This window comes from Thiocystis minor, assembly GCF_016653465.1.
Taxonomy (GTDB): domain Bacteria; phylum Pseudomonadota; class Gammaproteobacteria; order Chromatiales; family Chromatiaceae; genus Chromatium; species Chromatium minus.
This window is the reverse complement of the sequence record NZ_NHSQ01000070.1, coordinates 1-26,709: the sequence shown is the minus strand read 5'-3', so window position 1 is coordinate 26,709 and position 26,709 is coordinate 1. Positions and strand designations below refer to the sequence as shown.

The window sequence follows — 26,709 nt, the reverse complement described above, 5'->3', positions numbered from 1 at the left end:
CCCTTCGGGCTTGGGTCACAATGAACCGAGCGGTTCGGCGTGAACCGTTCAATGCCGCCACGTATCCTGCGATGCCGAGGCTTGTTTCATGATAATTTATCATTCATGAAGACCATTCCGGAATGGCAAGGATGATGCGTTGGGCCAGATCGGATGCAAGAGAGCGATCGTCGTTTAAGACAGAGGCCGAACCGATATGGCAGCCGGATCGAATTACCGTCAAAGCGATAGGCCGATTGCGGTGTCGACGCCGCTCGGAGAGGACGTGTTACTACTCCGACGCGCGACCGTCCATGAACGCCTCAGCACGCTGTTTGAAATCGAACTCGATCTCCTGAGCGAGGATTATGAGATTGCGGCATCCCGCCTGCTGGGCCAACCCGTGACAGTTCGTCTCGCGCTACGGGATCAGAAGCAACGGTTTTTCAACGGTTTTGTCAGCCACTTCGCCTATGTCGGCTATGAGGGCCGATTCGCCCGCTATCAGGCCACCCTGTCGCCCTGGCTGTGGTTTCTGACTCGTACCTCCGACTGCCGCATCTTTCAGGAGATGACTGTTCCGGACATCGTCAAACAGGTTTTTCGCGACGCGGGATTCGCCGATTTCGACGATCGGCTGACGGCGCAATATCGGACCTGGGAATACTGCGTCCAGTACCGCGAGACGCACTTCAACTTCGTCAGCCGTCTCCTGGAGAACGAGGGAATCTATTGGTATTTCACCCACGAGGATGGCAAGCATACCCTCGTCATCGCGGACGATGACAGCGCGCATCAGCCGTATCCGGGCTTCGCGAAGATTCCCTATCACGCGACGGATCTGGCCGCGATGCGGGATCGGGACGCCATCTTCGCTTGGTCGCTAACCTCGGCGATCCGCCCCGGCGCCTTCGCCCACGAGGATTTCGATTTCAAAAAGCCTAGCGTGGATCTGCTGTGTTCGCGTCCCGCCCCGGCGACCTCAAGTCAGCATGCGCATGCGAACTATGAGATCTACGATTATCCGGGCGAGTATGTGGAAGGCAGCGAGGGCGAGCGTTACGCCGGCGTGCGCATCGAGGAACTCCAGGCCGACCGTGAAATCGTCCAGGGCGAAACCTATGCACGCGGATTGGCCGCCGGCCATCTCTTTACGCTGACCGATTATCCGCGCGCCGATCAGAATCGCGAATATCTGGTGATCTCCGCCGAGCATCAATTGCAGACGGATGAATTTGAAACCACCCGCTCGCCGGACGGCACCGTCATCTGTCAATCCAGTTTCAGCGCGATGGATTCTCGCGCCGCTTTCCGACCTGCGCGCATGACGCCCAAGTCCATCGTGCGGGGTCCGCAGACGGCCATCGTGGTCGGGCCGTCCGGCGAGGAGATCTGGACCGACCAATACGGCCGGGTGATGGTGCAGTTTCATTGGGATCGTTACGGCAAGAGCAACGAGAAGAGTTCCTGCTGGATCCGCGTGTCCCACCCCTGGGCGGGACAGAACTGGGGCGCGATCGCCACCCCGCGCATCGGCCAGGAGGTCATCGTCGATTTTCTGGAAGGCGACCCGGACCAACCCATCATCACCGGTCGGGTCTATAACGCCGAGCAGATGCCGCCCTGGGAGCTGCCGGCCAATATGACCCAGAGCGGCGTCTTGAGCCGTTCGTCAAAGGGCGGCAGCGCGGCCAATGCCAACGCCATCCGCATGGAGGACAAGAAGGGTTCCGAGCAGCTTTGGATTCATGCCGAGAAAAATCAGGACATCGAAGTCGAGAACGATGAAACGCATTGGGTCGGGCATGACCGGACCAAGACCATCGATCACGACGAGACGAGCCACATCAAGCATGATCGCACCGAGACCGTCGACAACAACGAGACGATCGTCATTCACGGTCAGCGCACCGAAACGGTCGACAAGGATGAGACGATTACGATTCATCGGAATCGCACCGAAACGGTCGACCAAAACGAGACGATCACGATTCATCGAAATCGTACCGAAACCGTCGATCAGAACGAGAAGATCACCATCGGTGGCGGGCGAACCGAGAGCGTCGCCAAGGATGAGGGCATCACCATCGGCGGCGGTCGCACCGAGCAGGTCGCCAAGGACGAAAGCATCACCATCGGCGGGGGCCGCACCGAGAACGTTTCCAAAGATGAGCGCATCACCATCGGCGGCGGTCGCACCGAACAGGTCAGCAAAACCGAAAGCGTCAGTGTGGGCGATGACCGGACGGTCTCGATCGGCAAGGACGACAGTCTCTCGGTGGCGAAGAACCTCAGTATCAATGCCGGCGATTCGATCACCATCACCACCGGCAGCGCCAGCATCAGCATGAAAAAGGACGGCACCATCGTGATCAAGGGCAAGGACATCACCGTCGAGGGATCGGGCAAGATCAACGTGAAGGCATCAAGCAACATCACCATGAAGGGAGCGAAGATTCTTCAGAATTAAACCGCGTCCGTGACGGTATGCGTTTTTGAGTCGTCGGCCAGCTTGGCAGCCATCAGCGGCGATAGAGTCGACGCGATTTAAGTGATAGAAACATTCAATTTTATCCCGTGTCAGTCCCGATCTTGGTTGGCTCGGTATTTGTGTCTGCTCGCCTGATCATGACTGGCGGCTGTAGGTGTGCGTTTTCGCCGTGGCACGGGTGATTTTCGTCGCGGCGCTTGACGGTTGCGGTTTTAAATCGGAGGGTCGTTATGAGTCGCGGATTGGTCGCCGAACATTTCATCGAATCGTCGGCCGAGGACGTCTCCGGAGTCGATCTGCTGCGACCCTTGATCGAGGCGCCGTCGATCAAGGCGGTCGAGATTCCGGCGGCGCCGAGCGTCGTCATCGGCGAGGTCATCGCGATCACGCAGGAGGGCCGCACACCGCTCGTCCTTTATCCCGGACAGCCCGGCACGGCGGCGCTGCCGGCGCGGACCGTCGTCGATCTGCACGGGGCGCATCTCGGCCATCGGGTGACCTTGATGTTCGAAGGCGGCGATCCGGTCAAACCCATTGTCATGGGCGTGCTGCGTGAGCGCGCTGGTTGGCCACTTCCCGAGCGACCAGGCCAGGTGGAGATCGACGCCGACGGGGAGCGGCTGCTGGTGAATGCGAAGGAACAACTCGTCCTGCGCTGCGGCAAGGCCAGCATCACCCTGACCAAGGCCGGGAAGGTGCTGATCCAGGGGGATTATGTGCTGAGCCGCTCCGCGGGCGTCAATCGCATCAAGGGCGGCTCGGTGCAGTTGAACTAAACAGGTTCCTTCATCGTCGTGGACCGAGTGTTAGGGGGATCATGGAACTCATCAATGCAACCCGCATGGTCGCCGGCTATACCATGGGCATGGAGCCCAGCGGCCGGGAGCTTCTGGTCATCGTCATCAAGGGAACCTTTGCGCTCCCTCGCAACGGTTCCGATCGTCTGCACTTGGCGCAAGAACAGATGCCGTTAGTGATGGCCGATACCTTTTCCGGCGAGCCTGGTCGCTCGGCGCCGATCCATGAGGTCGATTTCGCGCCCAGGAAGCCACGCGCCGATATCCTGATAAGCGGAAGCGCCTACGCGCCGGAAGGGCGTCCGGCGCCGCGGGTGCCGGTCGGGTTGAAGGTCAATGGCATAACCAAGCACTTCGCCGTGGTCGGGATGCGCTGCTGGCAGGTTGCATCGACCGGCGTCAGTGTGAGCGAACCCATCCCCTTTACCCGGATGCCGATCTCTTACGACCGCGCCTTCGGCGGGGTCGACAACCGACATGAGGATTTCGCCCAGCACGCCGCCTTCCTCCGTAATCCCGTCGGCACGGGGTTCCACAGGCATCTGCGCTCGGACTGGCTCGACGGCGCGCTGCTGCCCAACACCGAGGAGCTGAATCGGCCGGTCACGCGCCCCGACGGCGACTATGCCCCGATGGCCTTCGGCCCGATCGGGCGCAACTGGGAGCCGCGTTACCGCTATGCCGGAACCTATGATCAGCACTGGCTCGATGAGCACTTCCCCTTTTTGCCGCCGGATTTCGACGAACGCTACTATCAGGCCGCGCCCCTGGATCAGCAGATCGCGGGGCCGCTCGGCGGCCAGGAAGTCGGGCTCGTCAATCTGACCCCGGATGGACGCCGGAGCTTCAGACTTCCGGCCTTCGAGGCTCCGGTGCATCTCTTCCCGAAGAAAGGCGAACGCGAGGATCTCCAGGCGACTCTGGACACCTTGGTGCTGGAACCGGATCTGGAGCGCATGATGCTGACCTGGCGGGTGGCCCGCCCACTGAAGAAAAACATGTTCGAGATCGCCCAGATCCTGGTGGGAAAGAAGGGGCAGGACTGGTGGCAGGCGCGCGAGGAGGTGGCCTTCCCGCTCTCCGTCGAGCCGACCGCCACCACGAATCCCGCACCCGAGCCGACCCCGGCGGGTTAGGACAGACATGACCGTCCAACCCATCGCCATCAAGCGGACCGGGCTGGTCACCAGCGTCGGCCTGTCCGCGCCGGCGGCCTGCGCCGCGATCCGCGCCAAGATCGGCAACCCGACCGAGACCCGCTTCATGGGAAACGACGGCGAATGGATCATGGCGCATCAGGTGCCGCTGGAGCAGCCGTGGCGCGGTCTGACCAAGCTCGTCAAAATGGCGGCGATGGCGATTGCCGAGTGTCTGGATCAGATTCCGCACGAGAGCTGGTCCGGTATTCCCTTGCTTCTCTGCGTTGCAGAGCGCGAGCGTCCAGGCCGGCTCGATGGTCTGGACGATCGGCTGCTGGCCGGGATCGAGCAGGAGCTTGGTCTACAGTTTGCGATTGGCTCTGCCATCATCCCCCAGGGGCGGGTCGGCGCGGCCATTGCCCTCGCCGAGGCGCACAAACTCGTTTACGGAGACAAGGCGCCACTGGTGCTGATCGCCGCGACCGACAGCCTCTTGACCTGGCCCACCTTGAGCAGTTACGAGCGAGCCGAGCGTCTGCTGTCGTCGGGCAACTCCAACGGTTTCATCCCCGGCGAGGCAGCTGGTGCCCTTTTGATCGGTCGCCCCAGCGGCCCCGGCGAATTGCAATGCATCGGGATCGGATTCGGAACCGAGCCGGCACCGATCGACTCGGATGAACCCTTGCGGGCGGACGGCCTAGCCACGGCCATTCGCGCTGCGTTGAGCGAGGCGCGCTGCGAGTTGCATGACCTCGACGCCCGCATCGCCGATCTTTCCGGAGAGCAGTATTCCTTCAAGGAAGCGGCCCTGGCGCTATCGCGCATCCTGCGGCAACGCAAAGCGGCGTTCGATCTCTGGCATCCCGCGGAGTGCATCGGCGAATCAGGCGCCGCGGCGGGCATCGCGATGCTGGCGGTCGCCGATGCGGCCTGTCGCAAGGCGTATTCGGCAGGCCCCAATCTCCTGTTTCATTGCGCGAACGATGCCGGCAGACGAGCGGCGGCGATCTTGCGTTTCAAGGGTGCGTGATGGCAAATCTGCCCGAACGCGCCCAACAAAATGGGTTGACCAATGGCTAACGACGTCTTTGCGAATGGGCGCGAAATCTCCTGCAAGGCGGCGGACGGTAAAGCCGTCTGCGCGTTTCCGGACGTTTGCATGACACCTCCGGAGAATCCCGCGACCCCGCCGGGCGTTCCCATTCCCTATCCCAACACAGGCATGGCGAGCGACACCTCGGATGGAAGCGCAACGGTCAAGATCGGCGGCAAGGAGATCATGCTGAAGGATAAGTCTTACTTCAAGAAGAGCGTCGGCGACGAGGCCGGGTGCGCGGCAAAAAAGGGGGTGATCACGAGCGTTCATCGCGGCAAGATTTACTTCAATTCGTGGTCGATGGACGTCATGGTCGAAGGCGAAAACGCCGTTCGGCACCTCGATTTGACAACCCATAATCATGCATCGCGACCCGGACAGACGCCGACTTGGCCGTACTTGGACTCGATGAGCATCTCCCCCGATCATCCCTGCAAAGAGGATATGGACAAAGAAGCCGAGGCATGTAAAGACTTCAAGCCGCACAAAAAAGGCGGCCCCAGTCCTTGCCCTCCAGACAAACCGCTCTACGACGAGCAGAAGGTGGAGCAGTACGCCACGAAAACGGCGGGCGATAACTGCCTCGCCGCGCGCCGCTGCCAATTGGTGCCTTATGCGCCGAAAGGACGTGGCGCCAAGCGTCAACCCGGATGCTGCCCCGGTCAAACGCCGCATCACATGATCGAAGCCAGTTCGTTTTTCGATAGCGGGCGGGGGCCGGCCGACGGTTCGGTTCCGCTTCGCGGCACCGAAGGCTACGATGCGGAGAAGGCACCCTGTATCTGCGTGGAGGGCACCAACCAGTATCATGGTACCCATGGGCTGATGCATGCGTACCAGAGCACGGCAGCGGCGCAATCCGCCCGATCCGGCACCGTGGCACTCGGTAACGGGTCAACGCTGACGACGGAGATCACCGATTTCGGAACGGCACGCCAACAATCCATTGAAGCGGCCAACAAAACCTTTCCGCAGTCCGGCTGCAACGAGAAGTGTCTGGAGTCGCAGATCAACGCCTATCACCGGGATTGCGGAATCAAGGATCGAACGCCCATCAAGAGCGTCCAGGAAGGGTATGCGGGATCCGATGCGGTGGAAGCGGCTGACATGGTCGTCGCCAACCGCTCGCGGCGGCTGAGATAGGTCTGGAGAGATTCGGAAATGCACGCCATCCTCGAAGGCTACGACTATGTCACCGGGGCCGTGCGCGGCCCCGATATCGGATATCTGATCGCGACCAAGACGTCCGGCGCGACCCCGGATCACCCTAAGTCGACGATCTTCGAGTACGACGGCGAGGAGTGGTCTGACGACGCCCAGGTGTCGTTCCCGGTCGTCGGGGCGTCCATCTGCAAGTCGCCGAATGAACAGCTTATTGCGCTAGGCCCGAAAGGCGAGGCGGTACTCCTCGGCAGTGGTGACGTGCATGCGGAAAACGTATTGCAGAGCGCCGGCGCGACTGGATCGCCAGGCGCACTGCGAGCCGTGGGTTCGGTGGCGGGGAACGCGCTTGCGGTCGGCATGGGCAGACAGGTCTACCGACGGCTCGACAGCGGCCTCTGGATGTCGCTCGGTGACGGTCTGCCGTCGGACGAGACCGCGGTTACGGGTTTCGAGGCGATCGACGGCTTTTCGCTGTCGGAAATCTATGCAGCCGGTTGGAATGGAGAGATCTTTCGATTCGATGGGGAGCGTTGGAATGCCATCCTGAGCCCCACCAACCTGACGTTGACCAGCATTTGCTGTGCGACGGATGGAAATGTCTATTTTGGGGGGCAAGCGGGAATCCTGATCGCGGGGAGAGGTGATCAACTCGGCGTGATCGAGCACGCTGCCTTCCCGCATGACATCTGGTCGCTCGCCTGGCTGGAGCCTCACCTGTATCTCGCAACGATGCGCGGCGTGTTCAGGCTCGCGGACGGTACGGTGGAAGAGGTGCGCATGACGTCTCGCGAGAGACCTTCCACGTATCATCTGTGTCAGGCGGGCAATGTGCTGTGGTCGATCGGCCGACAGGATGTCATGGCCTTCGATGGCCAGGTCTGGCATCGCATCGCTTAATCTCATGGAACATGACGGCTTCCGGAATTCGCCTGTATCGATGCGTGACCGATGGGGAAGATGAACTCATGCTCGCCCATTCCCGCCAACCCATTCCAGCCGTCATCCAGCAGCACGCCGAAGAATCGGCCATCCTGCGCCATGTGCGGTCCAGCCTGGTGCGTGCCCCCCATGTCAAACTCCATCATCTGCGCCGACTCGACGAGCGTCTGGCCGCGCATCTCGACGGCCTCGCGGTCGCGGGCGACGCGGGATCGCGTCTGTGCATGGGCGCGCTGGAGACACCCGGCGTCGGCGAGGTGTTCGCGGCGGCGGTGCTGGCGATCGAGCACAAGGATTCAACCCGGCTCGATCATCTCTTCGCGCTCGCCGCCGCGCTGCCGCAAGCGCAACGCGGCCTGACCTCCGCCTTTGGCTGGGTCTCGGCCCATGACCTCAAAGGCATTGTGGCGGAACTGCTGGCGTCCAGACCGCCCATTCGACGCGAGGCCGGCATTGCCGCCTGCGCCATGCATCGTCTCGATCCAGGTGCGATGCTTGCGGAGGCTTGCAACGATCCTGATCCAAGTCTGCGCGCCCGTGCCTTCCGCGCGGCGGGAGAGATCGGTCGGCGCGATCTGCGTTCCGCCTGCACCCAGGGGCTAAAGGATGAAGACGACCTGGCTCGCTTCCAGGCGGCCTCCTCGGCGTTGCTGCTCGGGGATCGCGACCGCTCGCTCGCAGTGCTGGAAGGTTTCGCCACGACCCCGAACGCCTGCCGCGCGCCAGCACTGCGGCTGTGGCTGAAGGCGGTCGATGCGCCGAGCGCACATCGCCTTCTCAAGACCATCGCCCAGGATCCCGCCAATCGACGTCTGCTGATTCAGGGCGCCGGAAGCGCCGGCGATGCACACTACCTCCCCTGGCTGATCGGGCAGATGGCCGACGACCGGCTTGCCCGTCTCGCGGGCGAGTCATTCTCGTTCGTTACGGGTCTCGATCTGGCCGCTCTCGACCTCGAACGCCCCCCGCCGGACGGTTTTGAACCCGGTCCCAACGACGATCCGGAGGATCCTGACACCGCCATGGACGAGGACGACAGCCTGCCCTGGCCGGATGCGCGCAAGTTGCGGGACTGGTGGGACGCCAATCAAACCCGTTTCCCGCCTGGCAGGCGCGTCTTCCTGGGCGAGTCGGTCTCGGTCGGACACTGCCGGCGGGTGCTGCGCGAGGGTTTTCAACGCCAGCGGAGCGCCGCCGCGATCGACCTTTCGCTCCTGCAACCCGGCACGCCCCTGTTTCCGACGAGCCAGCCCGCCTGGCGGCAGGCGCGCCTGCTTGGAGCGGGCGAATGGCGCTGAATCGGCGCGCCGAACGTTCAGCCGACTGACGTCGACATGCCACCGCTCATCAGGGCGTTCGCTGGGGCGCTGCTTGCCGCCGCCTGGATCTGTGCGCTGCCCGGCTGCGCCAGTCACACGGGCGCTCAACCATCGATCGAGGCACTGGCCGCGACCCACGGCATGCGGGGCGTTCTGATTCCCGGCACGCGCTTTCAGCATGTCCTCTATCGCCAGGGAGACCTTACTGCCGCGCCGCGGATCCATCTCTATCTGGAAGGAGACGGCCGGCCCTGGGACAGCAGACACCGCATCGCCTCCGATCCCACGCCCCGCGATCCGCTGGCGCTTCGGCTGATGGCGCGCGATCCAATGGCCGCGCTGTATCTCGGTCGGCCCTGTTACCACCAACCGTCCCAATCCCGTGGCTGCAGGCCCTGGCTGTGGACCCATGGCCGCTACAGCCAGGAGGTGGTCGAGAGCATGGTGGCGGCGATCACCCACGGCCTGCCGTATGACGAGCGTCGGCGCATCACCCTGATCGGTTACAGCGGGGGTGGCGTGCTGGCCATGCTGATGGCCGAGCGTCTGGCCGGCGTGGATCGCCTGGTGACCATCGCCGCCAATCTGGATATCGACGCCTGGGCCGATCGTCATGGCTACAGCCGACTAGCCGGATCCCTGAATCCAGTCGAGCGAAGGCCGCTGGAGGCGAGCATCCGCCAGCTTCATCTGATCGGGGCTCGGGATGACCGCGTTCCGCTGGACACGATCCGCCGCTTCCGTGCCCGGAATCCTCGGGCGGCGTTCAAGGTCTTGCCAGACTTCGACCACCGCTGCTGCTGGCTCGAACGCTGGCCGTCGCTTCTCGCCGAATTCAGATGACGCCAGGGTTGCCTGACTCGACTGGATGGCCCTGCTGCTCGCCTCATCGCGCTGGGGTACAAGTTCACCGAATCCCAGCGGTCGCGATGGCGTCCCGGCACTCTTCAATGCCGGATTGCCGATGCCGCTTAGGCCACCAGTCGGCCCTGCTCATAATCCTTGATCGCCTGCGCGATTTCTTCCTGAGTATTCATGACGAAGGGTCCATGATGGGCGATCGGTTCGCCCAACGGACGGGCAGCTAGGACCAGGGCGTGGACTTCCGTCTTTCCCGCCTTGAGTCCAATGCCATCTCCCGCGCCCAGCACCGCCATCTGCCGAGGCACCAGCTCCTGGCCGGCGATCTGGAGTCGACCCGCGATCAGATACACCAGCGCGCGGTGCCCCGCCGGGATCGGAACCGCCAGCTCAGTCTGAACCGGTAACCGCACATCCAAATAGAGCGGATCCGTGGCGATGCCCCGCGCCGCGCCGACGAGGTGGGTGTCGCCCTCCGCGAAGCCCCCGGCGATCACCTTGACCTGGATCCCATTCGCCAGGGTTGCTACCGGGATGGCTTCCGCCGGGAGATGCCGATACGCCGGAGCGACGAGCTTGTTTTTGGCAGGCAGATTGATCCAGAGTTGAAGTCCATGCATGCGTCCGGACTCCTGCTGCGGCATCTCGGAGTGGATGACCCCGCGTCCGGCGGTCATCCATTGCACCCCGCCCGAGGACAGCAGGCCTTGGTGGCCAAGATGATCCTCATGGAGCATCCGCCCCTCCAACATATAGGTCACGGTCTCGAAGCCCCGGTGCGGATGAGGCGGAAAGCCGGCAATGTAGTCGTCCGCCGCGTCCGAGCCGAACTCGTCGAGCAGCAGGAAGGGATCCAGGCCGCGCATCCCGTCGGGGCCGACGATCCGGTAAAGTTTGACGCCGCCCCCATCGGAGGCGGGCATGGCGGTCAGGATACGTTCGAGGGTCATGGTCTGCATGGTTGCTCCTCTCTCAAACGGCAAGTTGCCAAAGGGTATGGGTGGCCGCGGCCCGGCTCTCCTGGCGCTCGGCCTCACCCAGATGGAGTCCTTCGGCAAAGATAAATTCCAAATGGCTTGAGTTTCTCGAAGACGTTCTCGAGATCCCATCCATGAAACCCCTGGTGGCGCCTTTCATGGGCGCCCCGTTATCCGACTGCCGCACCCAGGCGTCAGCGCGCACCTCCTCGCGCCGATGGGCCTGACGGAAGACACTGGCCGCCGGCTCGGCGGATTCGTTCGGGTCGACCTCCCGGCCGACGCTCTTGCGGCTGAAGACATCCATGATCGGGGACAGAGAGAAAAAGGTTCCCCGCACCCTGGTGGCCAAATCGGTGATGTCCCAACTCCAGACCTGATGGGGGCCGGACGCGGCGGGCGAGCTGGTCGGCGGCCCGCAGCACCCGGCCGAAGGTCGCTTCCGCGGCCAGGTCGCGGCCCTGATCGGCGAGCGCCGGGACGCTCGGGTGCGGGGACCGATGGGCGACTTCCGCCGGGTTGGCCACCGTCAGGATGGCGCTCCGCTCGGCGGACGTGAGGCGGTTGGCCGGGGTGCGCCCGGCTCGCCCGAGCGGTGCTCGCGTCGCCGCCGATCGCCCGGGATGGCGCCCGCCTGGCGCCAGCGTTGCAGGGGGCGCGCGCTGACCGCCTCGCCGATCCACCCGCTCGCCTGCACACGCCGGGCGTGGGCGAGGGCACGCCCGCGGGCTCCTCCCAGATCGCCCGGACGGTTTTTTGGAGCAACCACAAGGTCGCCGCCTCCGCCAGCGCCTGGTCCTGGCGCGGCAACGCCTTGGACAACGGCTTGATCGGCGCGCGCTCGGTGCGCTCGGCGCGGCTGCGTTGGGGCGTGTTGGCGTAGTCGTCCGCCCTGCCGGGTCACCGGCTTGACGGCGCCAGCCGTCGAGGGTGTCACGGGGAATCCCGACCTCGCGCGCCAACAACGGGCACGCTGACGGGATTGGGGGGCATCTTGGTCGGGATGCCGGCTTGCAGTTCGTCCGAGTCGGTCTTCAAAATCCGTCGCCTCTGCGTGCGTCCCGGTGCCGGCGCGCTCGCGCCGCGCCCCAGGACGGTGATGCCCCATCCTCACACACTTCCTCCCAGAGGGAGGCGACTTCTATCCTGACACCGGGGGGTATGTGGAAACGGAACCGCAAAGACGCGCGGGAGACGGGGTGTTGCGAGCATCGCCGGACGATCGCGCTGCTCGCTTCAATCCATTGAGAAATCCTGGTGTCCTTTGCGCCTTTGCGGTTCGACGGCTTTTCCCGAGGTCATCGGTTATCCGGCGGCCGGCGCGGCCCCTTGGGGGCGGATGTTCGGATTGAGATGAAAGACGTTGTCGGGGTCATAGCGCTGCTTGACTTGCTGCAGTCGACCTAAATTGGCGCCATAAGCCGTCTCGAGTCGCCCGGCTTCGTCGGAGGTCATGAAGTTGGTATAGGCCCCCGAGGACGCGAAGGGCGCGCAGGCAGTGAAGACCTCGCGCGCCCAGGCGATCCCCGCGGCATCGTCGCTCGCCTGATGCCAGCGCCCGTGGATGTTCATCACGAAATGAGCGTCGCGCTGCGCGTAGGCGGTGTCCTGCGGCAACACCCGATTGGGGGCGCCCCCGAGATGGGCGACGAAGATCTCGCAGTCGGGGGTAGGCAAACGGTGTCCGCCGGCGACCATGGCATCCAACAGCCCGTCGTCCAGCTCGCTGAAGTTGTGAGACTTCCAATAGTTGCGGGCGCCCGGTGTCAGCAGCGGGTCGAAGGCCTTCTGCCACTGCGCAAAGGGCTGCATCCCGAGGTGAACGCCGAGTGGATCGCCCATGTGCTGCAGCGGAGCGACCAGGGTCTCCGCTTCCGCGGGCGGAGCGGTGCTGGCGATCGCCAGCACGACGACCTTTCGACCATGCGCCTCGGCCGGCAGGAAGGGCAGCGGCGGCGCCTGTCGAATCACGATCCAGGCGCTCACCGATTCCGGCGCGGTGTGAACGTATTCGCGGTAGCTGCGCAAGACCCGCTCACCCTGCTCCAGCGGATAGACGACCAGGCCGGCGAGGATGTCCGGGCCGACCGGGTGCAGCCGAAACTCGAACCCGGTGACGATGCCGAAATTTCCGCCGCCACCGCGCAGACCCCAGAAGAGGTCGGCGTTCTCGTCGGCGCTGGCGTGCAGCAGGCGGCCGTCGGCGGTGACGACATCGGCCGACAGCAGGTTGTCCACCGTCAAGCCATGCCGGCGCGTGAGCCAGCCGAAACCGCCGCCGAGGGTCAGTCCCGCGACCCCGGTCGTCGAGTTGACGCCGACCGGCGTGGCCAGGCCATGGCGTTGGGTGGCCTCGTCCAGGTCCGCCAGCGTTGCGCCGGGCTGTACCCGGGCAATGCGGGCATCGGGATCGACCTCGACGGCGCGCAGGCCGGAAAAATCGATCAACAAACCGCCGTCGCAGATGCCATTGCCGGCGATGTTGTGCCCGCCGCCGCGAATGGCGATCTCGAGGTCGTGCTCCCGCGCGAAGTGCAGCGCAAGGCGTGCGTCGTCGGGATCGGCGCATTGGACGATCACGGCGGGGCGGCGGTCGATCATTGCATTCCAGATCTGGCGGGCCTGCTCATAGTCCGGATCGGCGGGAAGCAGGACACGACCGGACAGTTTGGAGCCGAACGTCTGAAGGTTTTGCGTGTGCGATTTGATCATGCTCGTATACCTGTTGGCATTGGGGACAGACCCTGAGCGGGCGCGCAATCCATCGGGTACGTCTGTGCTCATGACCTCAGAAGTGTAGACACTCGAACCCTCGCGCGGAACGGTCGAGATCTAGGTACAACTACCTAAACGCCTAATCTATCATCGATCTTCCGCGCGAAATGATCGATTCGCCCGCATTCGTGTTCCGGGATTCGTTCGCCAACGGCGTGTCCGCTGGGGTCGGGCGAATGATCTGAATGGCATTTTTTCCCCAATTTTCACGCAGGTTTCACGGCCCCATGACGGGCAGGTCGTAGGCTATCTTCAACATGGGAGCATCCCGGTGGATCAACCGAATAGACCAACCCGAGTGAGGAGGAATCGCGATGACCCGAAACGATGCCCTCGGCCTTCCCATGAGCGGCGCTGGTGCGACCGCGGCCGATCTCTATCGGCAGGCGCTCCAGGAGTTTCAATGCTATCGGGGCGACCCGGTGGCGACCACGGAGCAGACGGTTCGGCGGAGTCCGGAATTCGTCATGGCCCACGTCCTTCATGCCTATCTGCATCTGCTGGGGACCGAGCCGGACGGGTTCGCCGTGGCCCGCGCGGATCTGGAGACGGCCAAAACCCTACCGAGCACGGCGCGCGAGCGTGTCCATCTGACCGTCGTGCAGCACCTCTTGGGCAGCGAGTGGCAGGCCGCCTCGCGGATCCTGGAGGACATCGCCATCGACCACCCGCGCGACATCCTCGCGCTGCAGATCGGTCATCTGGTGGACTTCTACACGGGCTCGACCCGTTTGCTCCGCGACCGCATCGCGCGCGCGCTCCCTGCCTGGTCCGCCGAGATGCCCGGCTATCACGTCATCGCCGGGATGCACGCCTTCGGACTGGAGGAGACCGGGCTCTACGCGCGTGCCGAGGCCGCGGGGCGGCGCGCGGTCGAGCTGGAGCGACAGGACGCCTGGGCCTGGCACGCCGTGGCCCATGTCCTGGAGATGCAGGGCCGCCCGAGCGAGGGCATCGACTGGCTGCGAAGCGATTCGGACGCCTGGTCCGTCGACAACTTCTTCGCGGTGCACCTCTGGTGGCACTTGGCGCTCTATCACCTGGAGCGGGACGAGGTGAACGAGGTGCTGCGGCTGTTCGACGGCCCCATCTACGGACCGCGCTCCCGGGTTGTGCTCGACATGGTCGACGCTTCGGCGCTCCTGTGGCGCCTGACGCTTCGGGACATCCCGCTCGGCGCGCGTTGGCAGGCCGTGGCGGACGGCTGGGAGCCGATTGCGGACGCGGGCAACTACGCCTTCAACGACGCCCACGCCATGATGGCCTTTACGGGCGCGCAGCGGCGCGAGGCCGCCCAACGGGTCTTCGCGGCACAGGAACGCGCCGTGCAGGACGCGGGCGACAACCGCCTCTTCGTGGGCGAGGTCGGATCCCCGGTCACCCGCGCGATCCATGCCTTCGGCGCAGGCGACTATGCCAAGACGGTCCGTCTGCTGCGCCCCGTCCGGGATCGGGCCAATCGGTTCGGCGGCAGCCATGCCCAACGGGATCTGATCGATCTGACCTTGATCGAGGCCGCGCTGCGGGATGGGCAACTCGCCTTGGCACGGGCGCTGATTGCCGAGCGGACCGATCTCAAGCCGAACAGCGCGAGTGCCCGTGCCCTTGCCGCGAGAGCCGGCGAGGTGCCCTGGCGTCAGGTCGCTTGAGCCGTTGCGGTCGCCCGTGTCTTCACGGCGTTGGCGACCGCAGCACGCTTTCCGGTGCCACACCGAAGCGCCGCCGGGGTTTCCGCGCCGCCCGGCGAGCGTGCTTGCGCGTAGCGGCTTAGGAATCGCCGTCCTTCAGAGCGGCGAGGCTGTTACTCATGCAACCCGCACTCCCGCTTGAGCCCAAAGAACCGGGTCTCTTCCGCCAGCATTCCCGGCTCCAGCCGCCGAGTCGTGTGCACATCCCCGACGGAGACATAGCCCTGCTCCCACAGCGGGTGGTAGGGCAAATCGTGTCGCTTGAGGTACCGATAAACGTCCCGGTCGCGCCAGTCGACGATGGGATGGAGCTTGAAGCGACCGTCCTTACTCGCGAGCACCGGAACCGCCTTGCGGCTGTTGGACTGGTCCCGGCGCAGTCCGGCGAACCAGCTCCCGACCTCCAGCTCTTTCAGCGCCTGGCGCATGGGTTCGACCTTGTTGAGGCGGTTGTAGTGCTCGATGCCGTCCAGGCCGCTCTCCCAGAGCCTTCCATGCCGCGCCTCCAGCCATGCGGAGGACAGGGGCGAGCGGTAGACGTGCAGGTTGAGATCCAGCCGCTCGGTCAGTTCGTCGACGAAGCGGTAGGTCTCGGGGAAGAGATAGCCGGTGTCGACGAAGACGACGGGGATACGCGGCGCGACCGAGGTGACCAGGTGCAGCATAACCGCGGCCTGGACGCCGAAGCTGGAGGAGAGCATGTGGTTGCCGGGGAGCTGGTCCATCGCCCAGGCAACCCGCTCCTGCGCGCTCAGTCCGCTCAGATGTCCGTTGGCGGACGCGATGAAGTCCGCTTGGCGCTCGGCCCCGAGGTCTGTCCAAACGTTCTGCAATGGCTTACTCATGGAAGTCTCTCGCTGGATCGATCACGGGCCGGACGATGCCGGCGCGGATCACGAAGTCGCCGAATCGCTCATCCGGCTCGCGCTCGACGGCATAGCGGCCGAGCAGCCCGTCGAGCGAATCGAGAATCTGGGCCTCGCTCAGGTTCTCCTGATAGAGACGGTTGAGCCGGGTGCCGCGGTCGTCGCCGCCGAGCAGGAGGTTGTAGCGGCCAGGCGCCTTGCCGACGAGCCCGACCTCGGCGAGGAACGGACGTGCACAGCCATTGGGGCAGCCGGTCATGCGCAGGTGCAGATCGAGATCGCCCAGCCCGTGCCGCGCGATCAGCGCCTCCACCGCACCGACGATCTCCGGGAAGCTGCGTTCGGCCTCGGCCATGGCCTGAGGACAGGTCGGCAGGGCGACGCAGGCGATGCCCTGGAGCCTGACCCGCGAGCGCTGGTCCTGAATCAGCCCATGCTCGCGGGCGAGGGTTTCGATGCAGTCGGCCTGCTCGGGCGCGACGCCGGCCACGATGAGGTTCTGACTCGGGGTGATGCGGAAGTCGCCCTGGTGGATCCGGGCAATCTCGCGCAGGCCGGTCATCATGGTCGCGCCGGGGCGGTCGATAACCCGCCCGTTCTCGATGAAGAGCGTCAGATGCCGCCGCCCGTCATGGCCCTCGACCCAGCCGTAGCGGTCGCCGCGCTCGCTGAAGCGGATCGGCCGCGCCGGCTCGAAGCGGACGCCGGCGCGCTCCTCGACCTCCGCGCGAAAGCGGTCGAGCCCCAGGGTCTCGATGGTGTACTTGAGCCGCGCCAGCTTGCGTTCGACACGATTGCCGAAGTCGCGCTGGACCGAGACGACGGCGGCGGCCACCGCCAGGGTGTGCTCGGGCGGGAGGAAGCCGAGGCTGTCCGCCAGGCGCGGATAGGTGCTGGTGTCGCGGTGGGTCGTGCCCATGCCGCCGCCGGCGAGGACGTTGAACCCAACCAGCCTGCCCGCTTCCGCGATGGCGATGAAACCGAGGTCATTGGCGTAGACGTCGACGTCGTTGATCGGCGGGACGGCGACCGCGGTCTTGAACTTGCGCGGCAGATAGGTCGCGCCGTAGAGCGGCTCGGACTCCTCGCCCGCGACCTGCTCGCCGTCGAGCCAAAGCTCGTGGTAGGCGCGCGTCTTGGGCAGCAGGTGCTCGCTGATGCGCCGCGCCCAGTCGTGAGCCTCGGCGTGCAGGCGCGATTCGACCGGATTCGGATTGCAGAGCACGTTGCGGTTGACGTCGCCGCAGCCGCCGATGGAATCGATGAGCGCCCGGTTGATTCCCTGGATCACGCCCTTGAGGTCGCGCTTGAGGATGCCGTGGTACTGGAACGTCTGGCGCGTGGTCAGTCGCAGGGTGCCGTTCGCCAGGGTGCGGCCGATCTCGTCGATGACGAGCCATTGCGCGGGCGTGCAGACGCCGCCTGGCAGGCGGGCGCGCAGCATGAAGCTGTAATAAGGCTCCAGTCGGCGGTCCAGGCGGTCCTGGCGCTGGTCGCGGTCGTCCTGCTCGTAGAAGCCATGGAATTTGCTGATCTGCGCATCGGCCGGGGCGAAGGCGCCGGTCAGGTCGTCGGCCAGGCTCTCGGCCAGGGTGCCGCGCAAAAAGCGGCTACGGGCCTTGATGTCTTCGTTGGGGTGCAGTTGCGTCGTCATCAGTAAAGATCCCTGTGATAGCGCCCTTGACTGAGCAGGGCCTCGATAGTTTGGCTTGCCGCCTCGATCTCCTGTCCCCCGATGCCGGCGACGATGTCGATCAGTGCGTGGTGGACCGCGCGACCCATGGCCGTGGCGCCGCAGACAAAAACATGCGCCCCGCGCTCCAACCAGTCGTAGATCTCGGCGCCCTGCTCGCGCAGGCGATCCTGGACGTAGAGTCGCTCGGCACCGTCACGCGAGAAGGCCAGGCTGGTGCGGTGGAGCAAGCCCGCCTTGCGCCAGGCCAGCCAGTCGAGCTGGTAGAGGAAGTCGCGATGGAAGTGGCGGTTGCCGAAGACCAGCCAGTTGCGCCCGCGCGCGCCATCGGCCGCGCGCTGCTGGAGGAAGGCGCGGTACGGCGCGATGCCGGTTCCGGCGCCGATCATGATGATGGGCGTGTCGCCGTCCTCGGGCAGCCGGAAGCCGGGGTTCTCGACGACATAGACCCGCGCGGTTTCGTCCAGCGGCAGTCGGTCGGCCAGGAAACCGGAGGCCGCACCCAGACGATCGCGGTCCTGGGCCGCGTAGCGCACGACCGAGAGCGTGAGCGCGAGTTCGTCGTCGCGCTCGGCCTGACTGGAGGCGATCGAATAGAGCCTTGGCGCAAGCGGCTTGAGCGCTTGGACCAACGTGTCCGCCGAGAGTCGCGCCGGATGCGCCGCGATGAGGTCGATGAGCTGACGCTCGGCGGCGTAGGCCCGGCGCCGCCCCGCGTCCTCGCAGAGCGCGGCAAGCGCGGCATCGCCGGAGAGACTGGACCAGGCATGGACGACGCCTGGGTGGAGCTGGGTCAGCTCCAAACGCTCGGCCAAGGCATCGTGCAGGCTCAAGTCGTCGTCGCCCAGCCGGACCGGCGCCTCGGCGGACAGACCGGTCAGCCCGAGAATGTCCTGGACCAGGGCCGGATCGTTACGTACCCAGACGCCAAGGGCATCGCCGGGCGTGAAGGCCAGAGCCGCCGAATCGATAGCGAATCCGAGGTGCCGCACGTCGCCGACGGCATTGTCCGTGGTCAGACGACGGCGCTCGATCAGAGCGGCCGCATAAGGATGCTCGCGGTCGACGCACGGCGTCCGCGGCAGGGTGACGCCGGGCAGTGTCAGGATCTCGGCGGTGCGGTGCGCGGCCGGAGTAGGGGCCGCGCGCTCGGCGATCTCCCTGAGCGCCTGTGCGGACCACTGTTCCGCGACGGGCTGGAAATCCACGTCGCACCAGTGCGCGGATATCGCCCGTCGCGCGCCCAGTTCCGTCAGACGCTCGTCGAAGTCCCGGGCAGTCTTGCAGAAGTGCTCATAGCTCGAATCGCCAAGCCCAAGGACGGCGAACTCGACCGACTCCAGACGCGGCGCCCGGCGACTGAAGAGAAAGCCGTGCAGCTCGCGCGCGGCGTCCGGCGGTTCGCCCTCGCCGTGGGTGCTGACCACGATCAGCAGCAACCCTTCGCGCTCCAGGTCTCGGGCGCGGTAATCGGCCATGGAGAGGACGCGCACGGCCTGACCCTGCGTCTTGGCCCGCGCGCCCAGCGTCTCGGCGATCTTGCGCGCATTGCCGGTCTGGCTGCCGTAGAGGACGGTGATGCTGGCGGCCGGGGCCGGCTCGGCGGCGGACGGCGCGGTCAATCCGCCGAGCCCGGCGAGATAGCCGCTCATCCACGCCATTTGGGTCTGGCTTAGACCGGCGATCAGCCGATGGAGCGCGCGCAGCCTGTCTTCCCCCACGGGAAGCGCCGCCACGGTTTCCGGCGGCGAAGGGGCGCGACTGGTCTGCGCGATGGATGTCATTGGCGTCTCCGGCGCCGCGTCTGGCGGTCGTCTGTCGATTGAGCTTGCAAGCGAGTATGGGCGGGCCTATAAATCACGTAAAATGATTTAATTTTTATGTTCATCATTTTTCATGATATGGAACTGCGCCAACTTCGCTCGCTCGTCACCCTGATCGACACCGGCTTCAGCGTCAGCCAGGCGGCCGAGCGCCTGCACCTTGTTCAGCCCGCGGTCTCCCAGCACCTGAAGCAGCTCGAAGGCGAACTCGGCGTGCGCCTGCTGCGCCGACACGGCAAACGGCTCGTGGGCCTGACAGCGGCCGGAGAGCAGGTCTTCCAACATGCGCGTGAGGCGCTGACCGCGGCGGGAAACATTCAGGCGGTCGGCAAAGATCACACCGAAGAGCGTCATGGCGTGCTGCGGATCGCGGCGACCCACACCCAGGCGCGCTACGTGCTGCCGCCGGTGATCCGTCGCTTCGTGCGGGAATACCCGGAGGTCGCGCTGGAAATCCATCAGGGGACGCCGGGGCGGTTGATCGAACTGCTGCAGGGGGATGCCGTCGACCTCGCGGTCTGCACCGAGAGTCTCGGTCAACAGCAGGATCTGACCTCCTTGCCCTGCTATCGCTGGAACCGCTGCCTCATCGCGCCGGCCGGACATGCGATCCTCGCCCAACGCCCCTTAACGCTGGAGCGGCTGTGCGAACACCCCATCATCACCTACGTCTTCGGCTTCACCGGGCGCGGAAATCTGAGCGGAACCTTCGCGCGGCACGGGCTTGAGCCGCGCGTCGTCCTGAGCGCGGCGGATACGGACGTCATCAAGGTCTACGTCCGCGAAGGGCTGGGTATCGGCATCATCGCGGACATGGCCTATCAGCCAGACGCCGACGCGGACCTGGAACGGCGCGATCTGAGCCATCTGTTCCCTTGGGAGATCACGCGCATCGCCCACCTGAAAGACCGCTATCTGCGTGGCTTCCAGCGGCGGTTCATCGAGGTCTTTCAGGAGGAGACGGCTTTGAGGCAAAGAGGTTCAAGCCCAAACGCTCGGAGAGAAATCGTGCCGTCAGTTGCCCCTTGACGCTGTTTCCGGCCCCATCCAGCGGCGGGGCGAAGGTCGCCAGACCGCCCTTGCCGGGCGCGACCACGATCATGCCGCCGCTCACTCCGCTTTTGCCGGGCAACCCGGTGTCATACAGCCAGTCGCCCGAATTCTCGTAAAGACCGGCGGTCACCATCACCGCCAGAACATGCTGACAGTGGATGGGATCGATGACGGATTCCCGGGTCAGCGGGTTGACTCCGCCATTGGCCAGGGTCGCCGCCATGACGGCCAGATCCCGCGCGGTTACACGTAGCGAGCACTGCCGGGTATAGATGTCGGTGGCCTCCAGCGGGTCGAAGTAGATGGAATCGTAGGCGCTCAGGAGCTTGGCGATGCCAGCGTTGCGCTGATTGGCCGCCGTTTCCGATGCATACACCGCCGCGTCGATCTCCAGCGCGCGTCCGGCGAACCGCGAGAGTCCGTCCCGAATGAACCGCCATTTGTCCTCGGCGCCCGCGCCGGGCGCCAGACTGGAGGTCGCGATGGCGCCCGCGTTCACCATCGGGTTGGTGAGTCCGCCGGCCGAGCGCTCGACGGCGATCACCGAGTTGAAGGGCAGGCCTGTGCTGTTGACGCCGAGCTTACGCCGCGCCGCGTCCTCGCCGATGGACTGACAAATCAGGGCGAAGACGAAGGGCTTGGAGATGCTCTGAATGGTAAAGGCATGGCCGGTATCGCCCACCTCGTACACTTGACCGGAAGTGCCGGCGAGACAGATACCGAACAGATGGCTCGGAACCGACGCGAGCGCCGGGATATAGTCCGCATTCCGTCCCTCGGCGCACGGCCCGAAGCGGGTATGGGCTTCATCGACCAGCGCACGCACCTGATCCGGGTCGGGCAGATGGCCGGTGGAGATGCAGTCGGGGGAGATTGGCATGGTGGTTGTGACCGATGTCCGTAGCTGATTATTTCCGCAATCAATCACTTAAACCGCGCCAGCGCCAGCGCTTACAGTGGCTGGGGAGACCTGACCACTGCATAAACGCCGCGCGTCAAGCCGGGCGCGGTTTAGAGCGGAGGCGCGGCCTGAGTCTCTCCAATCTCCCAACCGAAGCGCGGCAGCGCGCGGAATGCCTGGCGGAAGTTCTCGCCCCACTGTTGGGTGAGCGTCTCCAGTTCGGGCGAATCCGCGTCTAGCTTCAGCCGGTAGGAGGGTGCGAACAGATCCTTGGCGCAGACCGCCACCTCGAACGGCGGCCCCACGCTCAGGTTGGAGCGCGTGGTCCCGATCAGCGACACCAGGCAGAGCCGCGCGCCGTCGTCGAGCGTCAGGCCGGTCTTGGCAATGTGGTCCAGTGCCGGCTTGCCGTATTTGCTTTCCCCGATCTGCAGATAGGGCGTCTCCGGGGTGGCCGCGATCGCATTGCCCTGGGGATAGATCAGAAACAGACCCTGCGGCTGACCGGCGATCTGCCCGCCCAGAATGAACGTCGCCTCTCCACTGACGCCAGCCTGACGCAACGCCGGACCATGTTCGTTCTGTACCGCCAGACTCACCTGTCCGATATAGGTCGCCGCCTCGAACAGATAGTTGATATTCAGCAAGGTGACGCCGGGGGCCTGTTGATAGGCGCTGGGCTTGGGATGGACTGCCTGATCCAGATCGCGGTGGATCCGGTCCAGAACCTCCCGCGTGGTCGCCAGACTGCCGGCGGCCATGAGGACGAAGAGCCGGTCCGGCGCCGGCTGGAACACATGCAGCTTGCTGTACGAGGAGATGTAATCGACACCCGCGTTAGTACGCGAGTCGGAGGCCATGACCAGGCCCTGATCGAGCAGGAGTCCCACGCAATATGTCATCTCTTCATGCCCCTGTCGTGGAGTGAAATGGGTCCGCCGGCGTCATTTCGGGCCGACGGATCGGTCAAGCGATCGATGGGGGTTCTCGCGAACCACTCCCAGCCTTCATGAAAACAGGATAGGCTTCGGGTCTTCATCATAGACGCTCGGCGGCGCCCGCGCGTCAGGGTAACGTCTTCAGCAAGGAGTCACTATGGAGTTGCTAGACGGCATTCTACGCATCGAATCCTTTCTCGCCGTGACCATCGGCATCATCGTGCTGTTCATTGGCAAGCGGCTGAACGAAAGGGTCGGCTTCCTGCGCGAGTTCAGCATCCCGGAGCCAGTGACCGGCGGTCTGCTGTTTTCGCTCCTCTTCGCGCTACTGTATGTGGTCTCCGGTTTCGCAGTCGAGTTCGAATTGCGGGCGCGCGACATTCTGCTCGTCTATTTCTTCACCACCATCGGCATCAATGCCAGTGCTCGCGACCTGCTCGCGGGCGGGCGGCCGCTCCTCATTCTGCTGACCATCACCATCGTCTTCATGCTGGCGCAGAACCTCACCGGTATCGGTATCGCCTCGCTCTTCGACCTGTCCGCGGCGGTCGGGATCACGGGTGGTACCGTCTCGCTGATCGGCGGACACGGCACCACCATCGCCTGGGCGCCGTCCATCGCCGCGGATTTCGGCATCGCCAACGCCATGGAGATCGGCATCGCCAGCGCCACGTTCGGCCTGATTCTGGCCAGCATCATGGGCGGTCCGATCGCCAAGTTCCTGATCACGCGCCACCGGCTCACGCCTGCCCCGCAGGCGGTCGAGGAGGTTCAGGACATCGGTCTGTCGGAGAAGCAGAAAAAATCCGGTATCGATCATCTCGATTTTCTGAGTGCCATCCTGGCCATCCACATCTGTATCATCGTCGGCTTCCTGCTCAATGAAGTCATCGCCGATCTCGGGCTGATGCTGCCGCTCTTCGTCACCTGTCTGTTCGCCGGGATCCTCATCACCAACCTGATGCCCCGGCGTCTCATGGTCCTGACCGGGATGTCCTGGCCCACCCGCACCCCGGCGATCGCCCTGATCGCCGACGTGTCGCTCGGCGCCTTCCTGGCGATGTCGCTGATGAGCATGCAGCTCTGGACCCTGGTCGATCTCGCCGGCCCCATCTTCGCCATCCTGGCGGGGCAGTTCGTCCTCGCCGTGAGCGTGACCGTCTTCATCCTCTTCCCCCTGATGGGCCGCAACTATGACGCCGCCGTGGTCGCGGCCGGCTTCGGTGGGGTCTCGCTCGGCTCGACCCCCACGGCCATGGCCAACATGGCCGCCGTCACCCAGCGCTTCGGCCCCTCGCACCGCGCCTTCATCATCGTTCCGCTGGTCTCCGCCTTCTTCATCGACCTGGTGAACGCGATGGTGATTCCGTTCTTTCTCCGCACGTTCTGATACTCCCTGGGAGCGCCGACTGGTCTATATTCTTGGCGACTATCGCCTTCACCATGAAACACCAATCGGAGAAGCCATGCTGAGCCAGATTCGCACGTTTTTCGATACCTATCTGTCGGCGGACGCGCCGTCCGCTCCGGATCCGGACCAGTCGGCCCGATGCGCCGCAGCGGCCCTGCTGCTGGAAATGGCGCACATGGACGACCAAGTGACGGAGTCGCAGCAGGCGGCGATCCTGACGGCGGTTCGGGAGCATTTCGGACTGACGCCGGAACAGGCCAGGGAGTTGATCGAGTGCGCCGATGAAGAGCGCGAACAGGCGACCGATTACCATCAGTTCACCTCGCTCATCAACGCCCATTTCAGTCCGGAACAGAAAACGATCCTGATCGAACGACTCTGGCGCGTGGCTTACGCCAACGAGGAACTCTGCAAGTACGAGGAGTATCTGGTGCGCAAGGTCGCGAACCTGCTTCATGTGCCGCATGGCGCCTTCATCGCCGCCAAGCTGCGAGTGATCGGTCCGACTGGATGAGTCCATGTGACGCCTGTGGCTGGCGACGGAAGCTCAGGCATTGGGACGTAGTGCTGGAGAGTCAGGCGAAACCGTTGTTGCCGATCGGCGTGACGTAGCTGTTTGGCGTTGGCTTCTCTCAACCAGCGTTTCGATCGGCTCCACCGACTGTTTCACCGGCGGATGCGGTCGGCGCCCAGTATGCCAGGGAGTTGAATCGGGGTGGGCATGCCGTAGGACAAGTCGCGGGAAGCGATTGGGGAAGAAGCGATGGGGCACTCTAACGGATATCTTCAGCCAAGGCTGCCATGACTTATCGGGAAGTGACGATGTGTGTTACTCGATGATCCGATATGAGTAGTTCCACGGATAAAAATCCTACCCATGATTAATTAGAATTTATTGCGATCTTGAGTTTTAGCCCATACCGTCGCCCCGTCGGTCACGGGGTATGGCTCCAGGAGCATCCGCCATGACTAATCTACCTGGCCGTTTTTCCCGAACCTATCGCGCCGATATGACTCTTGGTCTGTTCTGTGTCGTTGGCTATGACGCCAACTATCAGCGTTTCGTCGCCATCGAAAAAATATGTGGCTTTAAAGCGGCCGACCTCGCGGCAAGGGATTTGCTGCAACAAAACCGCGAACTGAAAGACGCGCGAGTCGAGACGATCTGATCCGCATCTCGTGGTACCCGCGATCCCCTGTCTCGAACCCTGGTTATCGCATTAGGCGCCCCACCATGGGACGCAACAAAGCCCACGGCATTCGACAACGCAAGCACGTCAACTGGATTTCAAAACGCTATCCCGAAGCCTGGATTCAGGCTGACCGGATTCGCGCCGATCGCAACCGGGGAGTCTGGCCCGACTGGTGTTATCTGCCGCTCGCGCGCTGGTGGATCATTGCCCGCCAGCGCTGGGATGAACCGACGCCGACCCTTGAGCGGGTGGTCGATCTCGCCCGTCTCGCGACGCTGGGCGCTTGGCGCACGACGCAGGGAGTGTACCGCTTCGATCCCGACCTCTACGCCGCGCTGATCGCGACCCCGCTGGCGGGCGATCTGGCGGATGCCCTGCTGTTTCGCCTCCCGTCCTGGGGTGTCTATCTGGAGACACCGGATCTGTCCTTCTCGGGGATGCCGATCATCGGCGTCTACGCCAGCCTGGAGCATGACCTGCGGGACGGTCATGCCGAACTGCGCCTGCTCCTCGATAGCGAACACCGCGACCTGCATTTGCTCCCGGTGCCGTTGCGCCTGGAGCACGGTTCCTTGTTGGCCTCGGCGCACGCGACCCATGACGTCGCCTGGAATCGGGCCGTGACGGACTTTTCCGACAAGGCATCCGGCTGCGAGCACGCCGGCGCCGCGCAGGTCGCCCGCGATCTGGCGCCGATCCTGGCCCTCCTGCTCTACCTCTGCGCTGACGAGACCGACTACCAGCGCCCGCCGCGCCCGCGTCTCGTGAAGACCCGCACGCAGGGGCGGGTGCTGGTCGCGCCCGCTCAGGTGCGCGATTGGGTGGTGGGCGAACGTCTCGGCGCGGCCATGCGTCTGGTCCGCCTCGGCGATCCTGGAGAAGCGGGCGCGGTGGGTGAACACGCGCGGCCATGGTCGCATGGGCGCCGCGCGCACTGGCACACGTTCTGGACGGGATCGCGTGACGGCGAGCGCGCCGCGCATGTCCGTTGGTTGCCCCCGATTCCGGTGGGTCTCGACATTCAGGATCGACTGGTCGTGGCGCATTCGGTCACCTAACCCTGAAATTTGTCGCGTATTTGATGACGACCAAATATTATCTAAACCATCTGGAAGGAATAACTTGAATCATGATTAAAAGCCTATTAAGAAACGCCAAAGACTTCGCTCGTCTTTTATTCCTGTCGCAAAAAAAATCTATTCCAGTAGGTCATCGGCAATACCTTGTCAAGGGCGCATACGCAAACTCTCTTGTTAAGTTCGTCAGCAAGTCTCGTCAGTATGAGCCCGAGCTGAATTTGCTGATTAAAACAATCCTGCGCTTAAGAAAAGGCACCTTCATCGATGTCGGAGCCAACGTTGGGCAGACATTTCTTAAGTTTTTGGAAATTGATGAAAAACGCCATTACATTGGTTTTGAACCCCAGTTGCACGGCTGTTTGGCAATTGACGATTTCATTCAAAATAATGGGTTGATTAGTTCTACTTTGTCACTTTGCATTCAGGCATATTGACTATCCTGTTGCAGTCAGCTTGTAATGGCGTTCGATATCCTTGCGTCTTTGCTCATGCCTGACCCGCATTTGCTCGATTCTTTTTTCGACTGC

24 protein-coding genes are annotated in these 26,709 nt (G+C 64.1%); 16 read left to right on the top strand and 8 right to left on the bottom strand.

Going from position 1 to position 26,709, the window contains the following annotated elements; genetic code table 11:
• Positions 1-196: 196 nt before the first annotated feature.
• The 8 genes from CCR95_RS08780 (at position 197) to CCR95_RS08745 (ending at position 9,767) form a co-directional block, all read left to right on the top strand.
• A complete protein-coding gene (locus CCR95_RS08780; protein ID WP_201093609.1) occupies positions 197-2,449 on the top strand; it encodes a type VI secretion system Vgr family protein in 2,253 nt (750 codons plus the stop codon).
• A 251-nt stretch (positions 2,450-2,700) separates the two neighbouring features.
• Positions 2,701-3,246, top strand: a complete 546-nt coding sequence (locus CCR95_RS08775; protein WP_201093607.1) for a DUF6484 domain-containing protein — start codon at positions 2,701-2,703, stop codon at positions 3,244-3,246.
• Between the two features lie 41 nt (positions 3,247-3,287).
• Positions 3,288-4,403 carry a DUF2169 family type VI secretion system accessory protein gene (locus CCR95_RS08770; protein WP_207188563.1) on the top strand — a complete coding sequence of 372 codons (1,116 nt, stop codon included), beginning with the start codon at positions 3,288-3,290 and terminating at the stop codon, positions 4,401-4,403.
• Between the two features lie 7 nt (positions 4,404-4,410).
• Complete coding sequence (locus CCR95_RS08765; protein WP_201093605.1) at positions 4,411-5,436, top strand: hypothetical protein; 1,026 nt, start codon at positions 4,411-4,413, stop codon at positions 5,434-5,436.
• A 42-nt stretch (positions 5,437-5,478) separates the two neighbouring features.
• A complete protein-coding gene (locus tag CCR95_RS08760) occupies positions 5,479-6,645 on the top strand; it encodes a PAAR-like domain-containing protein (protein WP_201093603.1) in 1,167 nt (388 codons plus the stop codon).
• An 18-nt stretch (positions 6,646-6,663) separates the two neighbouring features.
• A complete protein-coding gene (locus CCR95_RS08755) occupies positions 6,664-7,563 on the top strand; it encodes a hypothetical protein (RefSeq protein ID WP_201093601.1) in 900 nt (299 codons plus the stop codon).
• Positions 7,564-7,631: 68 nt separating this feature from the next.
• Positions 7,632-8,903, top strand: coding sequence for a TIGR02270 family protein (locus CCR95_RS08750; protein WP_207188562.1), 1,272 nt, complete (start codon positions 7,632-7,634; stop codon positions 8,901-8,903).
• 36 nt (positions 8,904-8,939) lie between these two features.
• Positions 8,940-9,767 carry an alpha/beta fold hydrolase gene (locus tag CCR95_RS08745; protein WP_201093599.1) on the top strand — a complete coding sequence of 276 codons (828 nt, stop codon included), beginning with the start codon at positions 8,940-8,942 and terminating at the stop codon, positions 9,765-9,767.
• A 128-nt stretch (positions 9,768-9,895) separates the two neighbouring features.
• Here the strand turns inward: CCR95_RS08745 and CCR95_RS08740 are convergent, their stop codons facing one another.
• Positions 9,896-10,744: a pirin family protein gene (locus CCR95_RS08740; RefSeq protein WP_201093597.1), complete on the bottom strand. Its 849-nt coding sequence runs from the start codon at positions 10,742-10,744 to the stop codon at positions 9,896-9,898.
• Between the two features lie 13 nt (positions 10,745-10,757).
• On the bottom strand, positions 10,758-11,114 hold the full coding sequence (locus tag CCR95_RS08735) for a hypothetical protein (RefSeq protein WP_201093595.1): 357 nt from the start codon (positions 11,112-11,114) through the stop codon (positions 10,758-10,760).
• 294 nt (positions 11,115-11,408) lie between these two features.
• Between CCR95_RS08735 and CCR95_RS24935 the strand changes: the two genes are divergently transcribed.
• Complete coding sequence (locus CCR95_RS24935) at positions 11,409-11,645, top strand: hypothetical protein (protein WP_207188561.1); 237 nt, start codon at positions 11,409-11,411, stop codon at positions 11,643-11,645.
• A 422-nt stretch (positions 11,646-12,067) separates the two neighbouring features.
• Here CCR95_RS24935 and CCR95_RS08725 read toward each other — a convergent pair whose 3' ends face one another.
• Positions 12,068-13,474, bottom strand: coding sequence for an FAD-binding oxidoreductase (locus CCR95_RS08725; RefSeq protein WP_201093591.1), 1,407 nt, complete (start codon positions 13,472-13,474; stop codon positions 12,068-12,070).
• A 377-nt stretch (positions 13,475-13,851) separates the two neighbouring features.
• Between CCR95_RS08725 and CCR95_RS08720 the strand changes: the two genes are divergently transcribed.
• Positions 13,852-15,186, top strand: coding sequence for a tetratricopeptide repeat protein (locus CCR95_RS08720; protein ID WP_201093588.1), 1,335 nt, complete (start codon positions 13,852-13,854; stop codon positions 15,184-15,186).
• A 152-nt stretch (positions 15,187-15,338) separates the two neighbouring features.
• Here the strand turns inward: CCR95_RS08720 and CCR95_RS08715 are convergent, their stop codons facing one another.
• From CCR95_RS08715 to CCR95_RS08705, 3 genes are read right to left on the bottom strand one after another with little or no spacing between them, the layout of a single operon-like run.
• A complete protein-coding gene (locus tag CCR95_RS08715; protein WP_201093586.1) occupies positions 15,339-16,070 on the bottom strand; it encodes a phosphoadenylyl-sulfate reductase in 732 nt (243 codons plus the stop codon).
• Complete coding sequence (gene cysI, locus CCR95_RS08710; protein WP_201093584.1) at positions 16,063-17,745, bottom strand: assimilatory sulfite reductase (NADPH) hemoprotein subunit; 1,683 nt, start codon at positions 17,743-17,745, stop codon at positions 16,063-16,065. Before cysI ends, CCR95_RS08715 begins: the two co-directional genes overlap by 8 nt.
• Positions 17,745-19,568, bottom strand: a complete 1,824-nt coding sequence (locus CCR95_RS08705) for an assimilatory sulfite reductase (NADPH) flavoprotein subunit (RefSeq protein WP_201093582.1) — start codon at positions 19,566-19,568, stop codon at positions 17,745-17,747. The genes cysI and CCR95_RS08705 overlap by 1 nt, the downstream gene beginning before the upstream one ends.
• Before the next feature lie 96 nt (positions 19,569-19,664).
• Here CCR95_RS08705 and CCR95_RS08700 point away from each other — a divergent pair, with 96 nt between their 5' ends.
• Positions 19,665-20,636: a LysR substrate-binding domain-containing protein gene (locus tag CCR95_RS08700; RefSeq protein ID WP_242523136.1), complete on the top strand. Its 972-nt coding sequence runs from the start codon at positions 19,665-19,667 to the stop codon at positions 20,634-20,636.
• On the opposite strand, the gene glsA is transcribed toward CCR95_RS08700, so the two are convergent.
• Complete coding sequence (gene glsA, locus CCR95_RS08695; protein WP_201093580.1) at positions 20,545-21,540, bottom strand: glutaminase A; 996 nt, start codon at positions 21,538-21,540, stop codon at positions 20,545-20,547. The two genes, CCR95_RS08700 and glsA, sit on opposite strands and share 92 nt — an antisense overlap.
• Positions 21,541-21,671: 131 nt before the next feature.
• Positions 21,672-22,463 (bottom strand): proteasome-type protease, encoded by a 792-nt coding sequence (locus CCR95_RS08690; protein ID WP_201093579.1) that lies wholly within the window; start codon positions 22,461-22,463, stop codon positions 21,672-21,674.
• 193 nt (positions 22,464-22,656) lie between these two features.
• On the opposite strand from CCR95_RS08690, the gene gltS reads away from it, so the two are divergent.
• From gltS to CCR95_RS08665, 5 genes are all read left to right on the top strand, one after another.
• A complete protein-coding gene (gene gltS, locus CCR95_RS08685; protein WP_201093578.1) occupies positions 22,657-23,889 on the top strand; it encodes a sodium/glutamate symporter in 1,233 nt (410 codons plus the stop codon).
• 76 nt (positions 23,890-23,965) lie between these two features.
• Positions 23,966-24,424 carry a tellurite resistance TerB family protein gene (locus tag CCR95_RS08680; RefSeq protein ID WP_201093577.1) on the top strand — a complete coding sequence of 153 codons (459 nt, stop codon included), beginning with the start codon at positions 23,966-23,968 and terminating at the stop codon, positions 24,422-24,424.
• Between the two features lie 451 nt (positions 24,425-24,875).
• Positions 24,876-25,079 (top strand): hypothetical protein, encoded by a 204-nt coding sequence (locus CCR95_RS08675; protein WP_201093576.1) that lies wholly within the window; start codon positions 24,876-24,878, stop codon positions 25,077-25,079.
• Between the two features lie 65 nt (positions 25,080-25,144).
• Positions 25,145-26,161, top strand: coding sequence for an AcrVA2 family anti-CRISPR protein (locus CCR95_RS08670; RefSeq protein ID WP_201093575.1), 1,017 nt, complete (start codon positions 25,145-25,147; stop codon positions 26,159-26,161).
• A 71-nt stretch (positions 26,162-26,232) separates the two neighbouring features.
• Entirely contained in the window at positions 26,233-26,616 is a 384-nt protein-coding gene (locus CCR95_RS08665; RefSeq protein ID WP_201093574.1) for a class I SAM-dependent methyltransferase, read from the top strand.
• Positions 26,617-26,709: the final 93 nt, after the last annotated feature.